The following is a 13,622-nucleotide window of genomic DNA, read 5'->3' on the forward strand; positions in this document are numbered from 1 at the left end:
AATTGCAAATCACCTTTTACCTTCTACTATTGCTTTTTCATTATACTTTTTGTGTGTAGCCATATTTCTTTTTTTCAGCGCCTATTTTAGCCGTAAAATTTTAGTAAAATCGAATTACCCTACGAGTTATATCAACTCATACTTAATTTCTACCGTTGTAAAATTTGCTGGTTTCTGTTCTTTTTTCTTTTTGTATATGAATAGATAAATTGTCTTAGCCAAACACGTGATTTGTAATTATTATAATATTTGATTTAAAGCATTCTTAAAAACAACAAGAGCCTCCATGAAGATAATCGAATGCCCCCGAGACGCCATGCAAGGATTGCATGAATTTGTACCTACCGACTTAAAGGTGAAGTACATCAATGAATTACTCAAAGTGGGATTCGATACGATTGATTTTGGGAGTTTTGTTTCTCCAAAAGCTATTCCTCAACTGAAAGACACAGCAGAAGTTTTAGCCAATCTGGATTTAGAACATACCAAATCTAAACTACTCGCAATCATAGCCAATACCCGCGGCGCACATGATGCCTGCGAACATGAACAAATCGATTACTTGGGATTTCCACTTTCGCTATCAGAAAGCTTTCAACAGCGAAATACCAACAAGAGCGTTGCAGAAGCTTTTGAGCAGGTAAATATCATACAGAATCTTTGTCATGATCATAACAAAACCTTAGTCACCTACCTGTCTATGGGATTTGGGAATCCGTATGGAGATCCTTATGAGATGCCCTTTGTCTCTGAGTTTATTTCGAAATTGAAAGAAATGGATGTAAAAGTCATTTCTCTAGCTGATACTATTGGAATTTCGAATCCAGAGAATATCACAACACTTTTCAAAAGCATCACTGAAGAGTTTCGCAGCATAGAATTTGGCGTACATCTCCATTCGGATTTAGATACTGCAGTAGAAAAAATAGACGCCGCCTATAAGGCTGGATGTAGAAGATTTGATGGCGCTATCAATGGATTTGGTGGGTGCCCTATGGCAGAAGACAAATTAGTCGGCAATATTGCTACCGAAACCATGCTGGCTTATTTCGATCAACACAATATAGAAGTAAACTATGATCACAAAGTATTTCAACATGCTTTGAATATGGCGCCAGAAGTTTTTTTGGGAAGGTGAAAATTCAATATTTGAAATTAGAAATTTCCGAAATTAATAAATCCAAACTCTTCTATATCATTCCCTATACCTTCATGTATCTCTTCCCTGGGAGTGACTTGATCAACCCATCAAACTCAAGTGTCAATAAGTAACTCACTGCTTCATGGACACTGATTTGAGTTTTCCAGCTGAGTTCGTCCAAATGCAATCCAGCTTTGAATTCATCAAGCATTGCCATGATTTTTTGTTCTGGCTCACCATAGGTGCTTAGATCAATTACTTGCTTTTTAGATTTTACCTCTCCTTTTTTCCATCCAAGCAGGTATTCCAAATCTTTTACCCCTGTATAAATATTTGCCTTTTGGGCACGTATCAATGCATTACATCCTTCTGAATACTGATGCTCAAGATCACCTGGAACGGCAAACACTTCTCTATTGTAGGAATATGCAATATTTGCAGTAATTAACGCTCCTCCTTTCTGCGCTGCTTCTACTACAATCAGCGCCTCGGACATGCCCGCAATGATTCTGTTTCTTGAAGGAAAATTATGCGCTTCCGGTTTAGTCCCTGGAGGATATTCACTAATCCAACCTCCCCCGTTTTCGAGCATTTCCAATGCGGACTTTTTGTGAACGGCAGGGTAAATTTTATCCAATCCACCCGCTAGAACTGCCACAGTAGATAAGTTGTTTTTGAGCGCTGCTCTGTGAGCAGTGATGTCAATGCCATAGGCTAAGCCACTTACCACAATCGCGTCATGCGCCACTAACTCCTCTACTATTTTCTCAGTGATTTGTTTGCCATAATTAGTCGCATTTCGTGTACCTACTATTCCTACCATTTTGGTATTTAGAAACGATGATTTTCCTTTGGTGTAAATCAATAATGGAGCATCATTAACGGTTTTTAATCTCTCAGGAAAGTCGGGATGGAAATAAGGAACGACGGACACGTTCTGCCTTTCACAATTCAGAATAGAATCCTCTGCTTGTTTGATAAAACTAGCTGAAGTCAAAGCCTTTATCGTCTTATCTCCTATATTGGGAATCTTGAGTAAAGCACCCTTTTTCTCTTTAAAGATAGCTGAAGCTGAGCCACAGTAGCTGATCAATTGTTTAGCCAAAACATCTCCAATGCCAGGCGTAAGTTTCAACGCCAACACATAGCTGTTTTCATCTTCATTCATAGAATGAAAGAAATTAAAAATTCAACAAAATTTAGCTAACTAACTTCTCTGAATGCTGTCGCGAAGTTCGGTAAGAAATCCGCGAATATTTTTAAGTGATTGAATCATGTCAATCTTCTCCATGGCTGCGTTTGCATCATTTTTGATGAAATCCCTAGCTCCATGAAGGGTGTACCCTTTCTCTTTTACCAGATGATAAATCATCTTTATCTTCTTAATATCCTCTGGTGTAAACTGCCTGTTTCCTTTGCGATTTTTCTTAGGATTAATAATATCAAACTCCGTCTCCCAAAAGCGGATGAGTGAAGTAGCTACACCCAAATCATCGGCTACTTCGCCAATGGTGTAATATCTTTTCGTTATTTCCTTTTCTTTGTACGGCACAGTTCTAGCGGTTAAGATAGGTAATAAAACCTGAATCGTCAATCAATAAATTACTTTCAGGGAAATCTTTTTTTGTCAGCTCCCTGATCACTGAAATCACTCGTTTTTTAGGATCAATTTTAGGGCCACCAGCACCTGGCTGATAGATCGGAATGAGCTGACCTCGAAGAAATTTGCCTTCTGCGTTTGTCTCAATTTTCACAATAGGTGCAAGGCCATTGACACCCCTAAGATTAAATCGACCATAAGTGCAAAAATTACCCATACTGTAGGTTATAAATCGTTCATTATACACTTCTATTGCTCTGGATACATGGGGGCCATGTCCAAATATCACATCAGCTCCATGATCTATCATCAAGTGCGCAAACTCATATACATTGCCTCTGTTTTCACCATAAAATAGCTCCGTTTTTCTGGTCACATGCTCGTGTTTGGAACCCTCTGCCCCAGCGTGAAAAGAAACAACCACGACATCCACCAAAGAATCTAATCGTTCTACTAACTCAATGGCTCTTTCTTTATTATGAATACTAACTGTCCCCTTATTCGGAGAAAATGCCACCATACCATATTTCATACCATCAACCATAAACATGGTCGTAGGTGCCGTCAGCAATCCTGCATAATTGACACCTAAAGAATCTAATGCTTTCATGGTATGGTCTCGACCAGGCTGACCAAAATCACCTGCGTGATTATTCGCCAAACTCACCACATCAAACCCAGCATCTACCAGATTAGCCAAATAAGATTCTGGTGAACGAAACAAATAACAAATCTTAGGATTCTTGCATGTTTTCTGATCTCCACCATCATTGAGTATAACTCCTTCTAAATTTCCAAATGTGACGTCTGCTTGTCTAAGGGTATCTGAAACTTCTACCCACAGGTCTTTCCCGTCATTTCCTGGCAGATAATTTTTTGATGGAAAATTAGTTCCCATCATGATGTCTCCTACTCCTATTAAAGTAAGTGTGTCTTTGATTACTCTAGACAAGCCTATCTCTACTTCTTCATCTAAGGTGTATAAAGTGTCCATCTCCTCTGTTATCCAAAACTGAGGCTTCAATAAGCTAGAGTCAACAGCTATCTGCTCCGTCTCATCTGGCAGTGTAGGGACTACCTTTTGAGTCTTACAAGCCATTAAGAGCGAGGAAGCAATTAGTACATAGAGCAAACTTCTAACCATCTTCCAAAATTAGATTTGCTTCGTGAATTCTTTACCACAGATGGATTAGAAGTTTTCCACAATACACCCACAGACACAAAAAAACCCTGATTTGTCAGTCAGGGTTTGAATTCTTTGTTTCATTAATTCATTAATATCAAAAATCTCCCAATGCCTGATTTTCAATCGAAGCTAACCTCAATATCTCTTCATACTCTGTAGGATTCAAATCCTGATGGAAATAATGGACTGGGTTAATCTTTTTATTGTCTTTATGAACTTCATAATGCAAATGAGGAGCCGTAGATCGTCCCGAGTTACCTACGTAGCCAATACATTCACCTCTCTTTACTTTTTGTCCCTTTTTCACGTTGAACATCTCCATGTGGGCATACTTAGTTACATAACCATAACCATGATCTATTTCTACCTGACGACCATAACCACCTAAACTCGTATGAACTCGCTTCACCTCCCCATCTCCTGTCGCATAAATGGGAGTGCCTTTGGGTGCAGAAAAATCAATACCTGGATGCAACTTCATCACTTTTAGAATCGGGTGCATTCTCATTCCATAGCCAGAAGACAACCTTTTCAATTCATCATTAGACACAGGCTGAATGGCAGGGATTCCCGCAAAGAAATTCTCCTTGTTTGCTGCCATATCCAACAACTCATCATAAGATTTGGTCTGGATGTACATTTGCTTCTTCAGCTTATCCAAGGTCTGATGCAAATCAATGACTAAATCTTCTCTCTCTAGATTTTTGCTCGTAATCTCTCGATAGCGATTCACTCCCCCCACACCTGCGTCTCTAATAGATGCTGGGATTGGCTCGGCTTCAAAAATTACTCTATAGACGTTATCATCACGCTCCTGAAGGGATGCTAGCATATCAGATGCCTCTATCAATTCGCTTTGTAATAACTCATAGTAATACTTTAATTCTTCATTTTCCTTTTCCAATCTGGCCTCGACAGGAGATTGAAAATAAAGGTTATAAGTATAAAATATACCTACAGCCAAAATCAATGAAAATGAAAGAAATCCTAGAGAATTAAGAACAATGTCCCAAGTAGAAACTTTTACACGTTCGTACTTACAAGATTCGGTATCGTAATAGTATTTTATTCTAGCCATATTAAATCAGAATATCCTAACTTTGTGCTTCGTTTTTCGGGTGGTCGCTAATATTTCTATTTTTACGGCTTGTTAGCATTACAAATCTGCTCGCAATTTAATACAAATTTTTAAATAACAAATAAATTCAATTGCAAACAGTTGAATATCAATAGATTAGATGGAATCGAAAGAGATAAGAAAACGGTTTTTAGAGTTCTTTGAAAAAAAGCAGCATGAAATAGTGTCTTCTGCCCCAATGGTGGTACAAAACGATCCTACTTTGATGTTTACCAATGCGGGTATGAACCAATTCAAGGACTTCTTTTTGGGCAATTCTGAGCCTTCCTCTAATCGAATTGTCGATACGCAAAAGTGCTTGAGGGTTTCAGGTAAACACAATGACCTCGAGGAAGTAGGTATGGACACTTATCACCATACCATGTTTGAAATGCTCGGCAACTGGTCATTTGGAGACTATTTCAAAAAAGAGGCCATTGCATGGGCATGGGAACTGTTGACTAAAGAATTTAATCTGCCTCAAGATCGCATGTACGCTTCCGTATTTGGCGGAGATGAAGTGGATGGACTAGAGATGGATCAGGAGGCTTATGACTATTGGAAGGACATAATTCCTGAAGATCGCATCATTAATGGATCTAAGAAAGACAACTTCTGGGAGATGGGTGACACTGGCCCTTGTGGTCCGTGTTCGGAAATTCATATTGACTTAAGATCAAATGAAGAAGTAGCCAAAGTACCCGGCAAAGACTTGGTAAATATGGATCATCCGCAAGTGGTAGAGATCTGGAACCTGGTGTTCATGCAGTTTAATAGATTGGCCAACGGATCGCTTCAGAATCTTCCTGCCCAGCATGTAGATACAGGCATGGGCTTCGAAAGGTTGGCTATGGCGATTCAGGGCAAGAAATCCAACTACGACACAGATGTATTTACTCCACTTATCAATTTCTTGGCAAAATCAGCCCATGTAAAATATGGTGATGATGAGAAAACAGACATTGCGCTTCGGGTAATCTCAGATCACGTTCGTGCCATTTCGTTTGCCATAGCTGACGGTCAACTCCCCTCTAATAACAAAGCTGGTTACGTCATCAGAAGAATATTGAGAAGAGCCGTACGATATGGCTATACCTTCTTAAATTTCAAGGAACCTTTCATTCATACACTTGTCCCACTACTGGCAGAGCAGTTTGATGGGGTGTTCCCTGAGTTGATAGCTCAAAAAGATTTCATTGGTAAAGTAATTATGGAGGAAGAGTCCTCTTTCTTGCACACTCTTGACAAAGGACTTTCCAAATTAGATACCATCACAAAAGACGCAGAAAAAGAAAGCAGAGTGATTGATGGCAAGATTGCATTCGAACTTTACGATACTTATGGATTTCCTTTTGATTTGACTTCGCTTATTGCTCGTGAAAATGAGTTGAGTGTAGATGAAGAAGGCTTCAAGAAGGAAATGGAGATTCAAAAAAATCGATCTAAGAAAGCTGCTGAAACTTCTGCTGGCGACTGGATAGAATTGAAACCTATTGAAGAGGTTCAGTTCTTGGGATATGATACTTTGACTTCAAAAGCTCAAATTGTGAAATATCAAGCTATTGAAGAAAAAGGCAAGAAACTGTTCAAAATCGTCTTGGATCAGACCCCTTTCTATGCGGAAAGTGGTGGACAGGTAGGTGATTCAGGATATATTGCAGATGGTGAAAATAAAACCAGTATCATTGATACGAAAAAGGAAAACAACCTTATAGTTCACTTCACTACTGAATTGCCATCAAATTTAGAAACAGAATTTGAAGCAGTAGTCAACAGTAAAAAAAGAAAGTTGACTGAAAACAATCACAGTGCCACTCACCTGCTTCATGCAGCTTTGCGACAAGTCCTAGGCACGCACGTACAGCAAAAGGGTTCTTTGGTTGATGAAAAAGTACTGCGCTTTGACTTTTCTCATTTCTCCAAAATGACAGATGAAGAAGTAGCTAAGGTTGAGAAAATAGTCAATCAGAAGATCAGAGCAAATATTGCACTGAACGAGAAACGAAATGTGCCAATTGGCGAAGCTCAAGAAATGGGTGCCATGGCACTATTTGGTGAGAAGTATGGCGATTTTGTAAGAGTGATCACATTTGATAAGGACTATTCTGTAGAATTGTGTGGTGGAACGCATGTACCCGCTACAGGCACCATAGGCCTGCTCAAGATCGTCTCTGAAGGGTCAGTGGCTGCCGGAGTAAGAAGAATAGAAGCTATTACTGCCGACAAAGCAGAAGAATATTACAACAAACAAAATGAGTTGGTGGCACAAGTAAACGAGCTGCTACATCATCCAAAAGATACACTGAAGGCCATTGAAGCATTGGTAAAGGAGAAGCAAGAGCTGACCAAAGCTATAGAATCAATCAATGCTGAGAAATCTAGTGCACAAAAAGAAGTGCTGCAAAAAGCCATTCAGTCTATCAATGGATACAATGTGTTGATCTCTGAAGCTCAGTTGCCTGATACTGAGGGATTGAAAAAGCTGTCCTTCGAGCTCAAAAACGAAGTAGATAACCTGATAATGATAGTGGCGGCTGATATAGCCGGGAAACCACAAATTTCGATTATGATTTCTGAAGATCTAGTAAAGTCCTTAGACCTTCATGCTGGCAATTTGATCAAGGAACTAGCCAAAGAAATCAAAGGTGGGGGTGGCGGACAGCCGTTTTACGCAACAGCTGGTGGCAAAGACATTAGTGGATTGTCCAGCGTAGTTACCAAAGCCAAAGCAATAATAGAAGGAGTCACGAATCATTAAATAGGTTTTGAAAAACATATTAGACAAATACGATCTGGTTGTAGGACTGGAAATTCACGTGCAGTTGAACACGGCAAGCAAACTTTTTGCCGCGGACAAAAACAGTTTTGGTGATGCCCCTAATAGTAATGTGAGCCCGATTACACTGGCTCACCCAGGCACTCTACCCAAGCCCAACAAGGCCGTGATCAGTCACGCCATCAAGATGGGATTGGCCATCAATTGCGACATAGCACCCTACACCACTTTCGATCGTAAAAATTATTTCTATCCAGATTTACCTAAAGGGTACCAAACCACCCAGGATCAACATCCCATTTGCAGAGGCGGCTATATAGATGTAAAAAGTGGAGATGGCATCAAACGTGTTAAATTCAACAGAATTCATATTGAAGAGGATGCTGGAAAGTCCTCCCATGATGCAGAGCACGAAGGTTCTCTTTTGGACTACAATCGTGCGGGTACCCCATTAATTGAAATGGTGACAGAACCTGAAATCAGTACAGCAGAAGAAGCAGGAAATCTTTTGACGGAGATTCGTAAAATTGTACGATACATCAATGTAGGTGATGGCAATATGGAGCAAGGATCTTTACGATGTGACGCTAATATCTCCTTGAAACCAAAAGGATCTGATAAACTCGGTAAACGAGTAGAGATCAAAAACATGAACTCTATTCGTAATGTACAGCGAGCCATTAGTCATGAAGTTGAAAGACAAGCGGATATTTTAGAAGTGGGCAAAACAGTGCTGCAAGAGACGCGAGGATTCAATGATGAAACTGGTGAAACCACGGGCCAACGAACCAAAGAAGAAGCCAATGACTACAGGTACTTTCCTTGCCCTGATCTACTGGCTATTCACGTAAGTGAAGAGTGGATAGCTGAGATTCAGGCTACTTTACCTCAGCTTCCGCATGAGGTATTAGCTGACCTGCAAACCAATTTTGACTTGAGTGCTTACGATGCAGAAATCATTGCTGATCAAAAAGAGTTGTCTGATTATTTCTACGCTACAGCTAAATTAACCTCGCACTTTAAACGTATTGCCAATTGGATGATTGGCCCAATCAAGAGTTATTTGAATGATTCAAATATTGAAATTCAAGAGGCTGTCATCAAGCCAGCTTTATTGGCAGAAATTATTGAAATGGTGGCCTCAGATAAGCTCAGCTTCTCAATGGCTTCTACTCGTTTGTTGCCCGCTTTGATCGATTCACCACATCAATCTGCTTTTGACCTAGCTAAGCAAATGGAGTTGCTACAAAGTGATGACCAAGATGAATTGGTAAAAACCATTGAGGACGTAATTGCCAGTATGCCTGATAAAGCCAAGGCCTATAAAAATGGAAAAAAAGGATTGCTTGGATTGTTCGTGGGCGAAGTGATGAAGAAATCTGGCGGCAAAGCCAATCCAAAAGTAGCGAACAAATTAATCGCAGAACTATTAGAAAAGTAACAACAACAGAACTATTTCGTTGACACAAACTGTTGAGAACGGTAAAAATAAGAAGATGAGAAAAAATTTATTTTTTGTAATTACATCATTGATCCTTGCTTCGGCATGTACCCAAAAAGAAGGCATCACTATTTCAGGAAATTATGACAATCCAGTAGAAGATCAATTGGTGAAAATTGAACTGATCATGAACAATGAACTCACAGTCATTGATTCGTTCAGATTAGAACCTCATGGTAATTACAACAGAATACTCAAGGTAGCTGAGCCTGGCTTTTATCGCCTTAACTTCTACAACCGACACGTCACCAATATGATTCTAGGCGATTCTGACATCCAGTTAGTGAAAGATGAAAATGACCCAAGAGGTGGTTATAAAGTAAGTGGCTCTAAAGACATGGACTACATCTATGCACTCACAGCATTGAAGCAAGACTTCGAAAAACAGTCTCAGACGCTCAATGAAGAATTTATGAATGCAAGGAATAGTGGTGACATGCAACTTTTGGAAGATATCAGAAATCGTTTTATGCAAATGAAAGCTACAAGTGATAATCAAATCAAATCGGCTATATTAAAGATGGATGGCTCCATAGCTGGTATTTTATCTACTTCCTTTATTGATGAAGAAAATGAATTTGCATTTCTTGATAGCCTAGCTCAGAAATATCAAAAAGAGCTCCCAAACTCCAGCTACACCAATGAATTGGTAAAGAAAGTAGAGGCCTATCGTAAACTGGCTGTAGGCTCACCTGCTCCAGAAATATCACTTCCCAATCCTGCAGGAGAAATTGTATCCCTTAGCTCATTCAAAGGAAAATATGTAATGATCGACTTCTGGGCAGCATGGTGTAGACCTTGCAGAGCTGAAAACCCCAACGTGGTTAGAATGTATCAAACGTATGGTGGCAAAGGCTTCGAAATTCTTGGAGTATCCTTGGACAGGCAAAAAGAATCCTGGGTAAAGGCCATAGCAGAAGACCAACTGACTTGGGCACAGGTTTCAGATTTGAAATACTTCGAATCTGAGGCCGCGCAGCTGTATCAAATCAATTCAATTCCTGCTACTTACCTCATTGGCCCTGACGGAACCATCATAGCAAAAAATTTGAGAGGTGCAGAATTAGAAGCTAAACTCAAGGAAATTTTCGGTTGACATTTATTTAAAAACTTGCTGTAGAACTCCCCACAGTTTCTTTCGCAAATCTGGAGAAGCAGAAATATTGTTCAAAGCGTCAGCTACTATCAATTGACCATCACCCAACTTGGTTGACACATATTGCTGTGTACTCACTGGCACGGGCAACTGGTGATTGGGCGTAAAGGCGATCACATAACTATATCCTACTGTTTTGGGTGTAGTCGCAGCTACATTTTGAAAGTCCACCTTTTCTATAGAACTACCAATGGCACCTAAGATTTTACCTAAATATTCTAAATCTGATGTTGGAAGATTGACGGCTGTAGGATTGTCAAATAATATTAGAGTTTCATGAGTTGGTTTTGCAGGACTTTCTAATTCTACAGAAGGCTCTTGAACTGTAGACACTTTCTCCTTTTGGGGAGTATCTTCATGGTCAACAACTGCATCAACCTGAGAATTCTTCACTGACTTTTCGTCAATCAAAAAAATATCTTCGTTGATCAGAAATTTTAAAAAATCGTTAGACTCATTCATTGATAAAAATTGATTTGAGTTCAGTGGCCTCCTCTGGTTTCATTTTCTTGGCCAATACCAGACGAAGCTGTCTCCGCCTCAATGCCCCTGCGTACATCTCCTTTTCTTCATCAGTTTCAGGCACTACTTCTGGTACATCTATAGGACTTCCTCCCTGATCCACAGCCACAAATGTATAAAAAGCTTGATTGCTACTCACTTTCTTTCCTCCTGGGATATCCTCAGCTAAAACGTCAATAAATACTTCCATAGAAGAATTAAATGATCGTGTCACTTTGGCCGTAAGGGTAATTACATTGCCTAATCGAATCGGAGCTGAAAAGGAAACATTATCTACCGAAGCCGTCACTACGATACGATTAGAGTGCTTTTGTGCCGCAATGGCTGACGCAATGTCCATCCAATGCAGCAGTCTACCTCCCATCAGATTGTTGAGGGTATTGGTATCATTGGGCAGTACCAATTCAGTCATGATCGCGATTGACTCTGAAGGTGTCTTTTGTTTCTTTTTACTCATGCGTTTTATTTTTTCCAACCCTCATCCCCTAAAAGAGGCACAAAGCTGAAATTGCTATATTCTTCTTTTGTAATTCTTCCGTCTAATTGCTTGGTCAAACGTAACATTTTTTGGGTGGTTCTATTCCCTACTGGAATTACCAAATGTCCACCAGGTTTCAATTGATCTATTAGCGCTTTGGGTACTGTAGGTGCTCCAGCCGTTACGATAATTCCGTCGTATGGCGCAAATTTATCATATCCTAATGAACCATCGCCTATGATAAACCGTGGTGAGTAGCCCATAAACTTAAGCATTTTTTGAGCCAGCTTTGACAACTTCTCCTTATACTCGATAGTCACTAAATCCACCCCATTTTCCACGAGTACACATGCTTGATAACCAGAGCCTGTACCAATTTCTAATATCCTCTTACCGGGTTTGGCCTCAAGCAAATCAGTTTGGAAAGCTACAGTATAAGGCTGAGAAATGGTTTGGCCTTCAGCTATAGGAAAGGCCTTGTCTTGATAGGCGTGCTCTACAAAAATTTCGTCAAAGAACCAGTGTCTTGGAACTTTCCCAATAGCATCAAGTACTCTTTCATTGCTTATCCCCTTCTCGCGCAATTTTCTCACGAGAGATTTCCTCATTCCTTTATGTTTGTAGGTATCCTTCAATTCCATGAACGACCAAAAATAGGAGATAAATTAATTATTGATCATTCCACGACCCGTATATTTTAGCTAACCTTACATTAAATTTTTATAGAACCTATTAATCATATGTTTACAGGGATAATTGAAAACATTGGAATCGTAAAAGAAATTTATCAATCAGGAACCAACATTGATTTCACCATACAAAGTGCGATTAGCAACGAACTCAAAATAGATCAAAGTGTTGCCCACAATGGTGTTTGCCTGACAGTTACCGAGCTAGCCGAAGATTGGCATAAGGTAACAGCCGTAGAAGAAACACTTCTCAAGACAAATCTCAACCAGTTGAAAAGTGGTGACATCACCAATTTAGAAAGATGTATGATTGCCAATGGTCGATTTGACGGACATATTGTACAAGGTCATGTGGATCAAACTGGAAAATGTACAAATAAGGAAGAAAGAGATGGAAGCTGGTTATTTGACTTCGAATATGACCAAAATAAAGGAAATGTCACGGTAGAAAAGGGCTCTATCTGTATCAATGGCATTAGTTTGACTTGTTTCAATTCAGGTGACGGTAAATTTTCTGTGACTATAATACCCTATACTATGGAGCATACGAGTTTCAAAACATTGCGAGTTGGAGACACCGTCAATCTGGAATTTGATATTATTGGAAAATATGTTTCTAAACTTTTAAATAAAAAGTAAATTAACAGATTAATAAAAACTAAGCAGACTTATATATGGCGCTGAATTGTATGGTAGTGGATGATGATGAGCTGGCCAGGCTCATGATCAGAAAATATGTTGAGAAGACCGATTTCCTCGAAATGACACATGAGATGTCTAATGGTATAGAAGCTTCCAATATCCTACTTCAAAAAGACAATCCTGATGTCGATATCATATTTCTTGACATTGAAATGCCAGAAATGTCTGGTATCGAGTTGATGGAATCATTGACAGCGGACTATCAGGTGATCATGATTACCTCAGCTGAAAAGTACGCTGTCCGTGCTTTTGAGAAGAATGTAACGGACTACTTAGTTAAACCTTTTAGCTATGGTAGGTTCCTCAAAGCGGCCGTAAAAGCCAACGAAACCTTAGAAAATCAGCGTAAAAAAGCCGAAAGTTTTCACGAACTATATGTAAAATCAGACTCCAGAATTTACAAGATTATCTTGGACAATATTCTTTTTATTGAAGCTATGGCTGATTATGTGATATTCAATACAATCAGTGGCAAGCACATTGTGCATCATACGATGAAGGGAATAGAGAAGAAATTGCCAGCAAGCACTTTTGGCCGTGTGCATCGCTCTTATATCATAAACTACGACAAGATCAACTACTTTGAAGATATGAATGTAGTGATTAACGAAAAATACATTCCTGTTGGAGTTTCTTATAGGGAAAAGGTATTTGAACGACTGAATATGTTGTAATACATTACACACCAAAATTGAAAATAAAAAGGCCTTGCTTGAATATTCAAGCAAGGCCTTTTTATTAAGGAATGACACCA

Annotated in this window: 13 protein-coding genes; 6 read left to right on the top strand and 7 right to left on the bottom strand. The window is 39.4% G+C overall.

The window, feature by feature from the left end:
* The first annotated feature begins 286 nt into the window (after window positions 1–286).
* Window positions 287–1,138, top strand: a complete 852-nt coding sequence (locus B9A58_RS17605; RefSeq protein WP_084374202.1) for a hydroxymethylglutaryl-CoA lyase — start codon at window positions 287–289, stop codon at window positions 1,136–1,138.
* Between the two features lie 64 nt (window positions 1,139–1,202).
* On the opposite strand, the gene dprA is transcribed toward B9A58_RS17605, so the two are convergent.
* From dprA to B9A58_RS17625, 4 genes are all read right to left on the bottom strand, one after another.
* A complete protein-coding gene (dprA, locus tag B9A58_RS17610) occupies window positions 1,203–2,309 on the bottom strand; it encodes a DNA-processing protein DprA (protein ID WP_084374203.1) in 1,107 nt (368 codons plus the stop codon).
* A gap of 39 nt (window positions 2,310–2,348) precedes the next feature.
* Complete coding sequence (locus tag B9A58_RS17615; protein WP_084374204.1) at window positions 2,349–2,693, bottom strand: MerR family transcriptional regulator; 345 nt, start codon at window positions 2,691–2,693, stop codon at window positions 2,349–2,351.
* A gap of 4 nt (window positions 2,694–2,697) precedes the next feature.
* Entirely contained in the window at window positions 2,698–3,885 is a 1,188-nt protein-coding gene (locus tag B9A58_RS17620; RefSeq protein ID WP_084374205.1) for a CapA family protein, read from the bottom strand.
* A gap of 136 nt (window positions 3,886–4,021) precedes the next feature.
* Window positions 4,022–5,005, bottom strand: coding sequence for a M23 family metallopeptidase (locus B9A58_RS17625; RefSeq protein ID WP_084374206.1), 984 nt, complete (start codon window positions 5,003–5,005; stop codon window positions 4,022–4,024).
* Window positions 5,006–5,165: 160 nt separating this feature from the next.
* On the opposite strand from B9A58_RS17625, the gene alaS reads away from it, so the two are divergent.
* Genes alaS through B9A58_RS17640 form a run of 3 tightly spaced genes read left to right on the top strand, consistent with a single transcriptional unit; the run spans window position 5,166 to window position 10,417 of the window.
* Window positions 5,166–7,802 (top strand): alanine--tRNA ligase, encoded by a 2,637-nt coding sequence (gene alaS, locus B9A58_RS17630; protein WP_084374207.1) that lies wholly within the window; start codon window positions 5,166–5,168, stop codon window positions 7,800–7,802.
* A 7-nt stretch (window positions 7,803–7,809) separates the two neighbouring features.
* Entirely contained in the window at window positions 7,810–9,261 is a 1,452-nt protein-coding gene (gene gatB, locus B9A58_RS17635; protein ID WP_084374208.1) for an Asp-tRNA(Asn)/Glu-tRNA(Gln) amidotransferase subunit GatB, read from the top strand.
* Between the two features lie 55 nt (window positions 9,262–9,316).
* Entirely contained in the window at window positions 9,317–10,417 is a 1,101-nt protein-coding gene (locus B9A58_RS17640) for a redoxin domain-containing protein (RefSeq protein ID WP_084374209.1), read from the top strand.
* Between the two features lie 3 nt (window positions 10,418–10,420).
* On the opposite strand, the gene B9A58_RS17645 is transcribed toward B9A58_RS17640, so the two are convergent.
* Genes B9A58_RS17645 through B9A58_RS17655 form a run of 3 tightly spaced genes read right to left on the bottom strand, consistent with a single transcriptional unit; the run spans window position 10,421 to window position 12,085 of the window.
* Window positions 10,421–10,939 carry a hypothetical protein gene (locus B9A58_RS17645; RefSeq protein WP_084374210.1) on the bottom strand — a complete coding sequence of 173 codons (519 nt, stop codon included), beginning with the start codon at window positions 10,937–10,939 and terminating at the stop codon, window positions 10,421–10,423.
* The gene (locus B9A58_RS17650) at window positions 10,932–11,456 is read right to left on the bottom strand and encodes an acyl-CoA thioesterase (protein WP_084374420.1); all 525 of its coding nucleotides are present in this window, start codon (window positions 11,454–11,456) and stop codon (window positions 10,932–10,934) included. Before B9A58_RS17650 ends, B9A58_RS17645 begins: the two co-directional genes overlap by 8 nt.
* A gap of 5 nt (window positions 11,457–11,461) precedes the next feature.
* Window positions 11,462–12,085, bottom strand: coding sequence for a protein-L-isoaspartate(D-aspartate) O-methyltransferase (locus B9A58_RS17655; protein ID WP_317042079.1), 624 nt, complete (start codon window positions 12,083–12,085; stop codon window positions 11,462–11,464).
* Between the two features lie 132 nt (window positions 12,086–12,217).
* Between B9A58_RS17655 and B9A58_RS17660 the strand changes: the two genes are divergently transcribed.
* Entirely contained in the window at window positions 12,218–12,805 is a 588-nt protein-coding gene (locus B9A58_RS17660) for a riboflavin synthase (RefSeq protein WP_084374212.1), read from the top strand.
* 35 nt (window positions 12,806–12,840) lie between these two features.
* Window positions 12,841–13,542: a LytR/AlgR family response regulator transcription factor gene (locus B9A58_RS17665; protein WP_084374213.1), complete on the top strand. Its 702-nt coding sequence runs from the start codon at window positions 12,841–12,843 to the stop codon at window positions 13,540–13,542.
* The last annotated feature ends 80 nt before the right edge of the window (window positions 13,543–13,622 follow it).

Source organism: Reichenbachiella faecimaris (assembly GCF_900176375.1).
Taxonomy (GTDB): domain Bacteria; phylum Bacteroidota; class Bacteroidia; order Cytophagales; family Cyclobacteriaceae; genus Reichenbachiella; species Reichenbachiella faecimaris.